The sequence below is a fragment of the Bradyrhizobium sp. SHOUNA76 genome (assembly GCF_023006445.1).
In the GTDB taxonomy this organism is placed as follows: Bacteria; Pseudomonadota; Alphaproteobacteria; order Rhizobiales; family Xanthobacteraceae; genus Bradyrhizobium.
In genome coordinates, this window is sequence record NZ_JALBHA010001084.1 from 1 (window position 1) to 601 (window position 601).

The 601-nt window shown below is 67.7% G+C and carries 1 pseudogene; it reads left to right on the forward strand.

From position 1 onward, the window contains the following. Positions 1-601, forward strand: a pseudogene (locus tag MOV74_RS39875) (DNA repair protein RecN); the annotation flags it as partial.

Consider the following 601-nt stretch of genomic DNA (forward strand, 5'->3'; position numbering starts at 1 on the left):
AGGGCGATCGACGCGGCGATCAACGCGCTGGAGGAGGCCGACCAGCATCTTCAGGCCGCGCTCGCCGCAACCGATTTCGATCCGGCCGAGCTCGAACGCATCGAGGAGCGGCTGTTCGCCCTGCGCGCCGCCTCGCGCAAATATTCGACGCCGGTCGACGGGCTCGCCGCGCTCGCCGCTAAATACGCCGCCGACGTCGTGCTGATCGATGCCGGCGCCTCGCGGCTGAAGAAGCTGGAGCAGGCTGCGATCGAGGCCGATGCGCGTTATTCCGCTGCCGCCAAGAAGCTGTCGATGGCGCGGCAGAAATCGGCCGAGAAGCTCAACAAGGCCGTCAATGCCGAGCTCGCCCCGCTCAAGCTCGAGCGCGCGAAATTCATGACCCAAGTCGAGACCGACGAGGCCGCGCCGGGGCCGCAAGGTTTTGATCGCGTCGAGTTCTGGGTGCAGACCAATCCGGGCACCAAGCCGGGCCCGCTGATGAAGGTCGCCTCCGGCGGCGAGCTGTCGCGCTTCCTGCTGGCGCTCAAGGTCGTGCTGTCCGACCGCGGTTCGGCGCCGACGCTGGTGTTCGACGAAATCGACACCGGCGTGGGCGGTG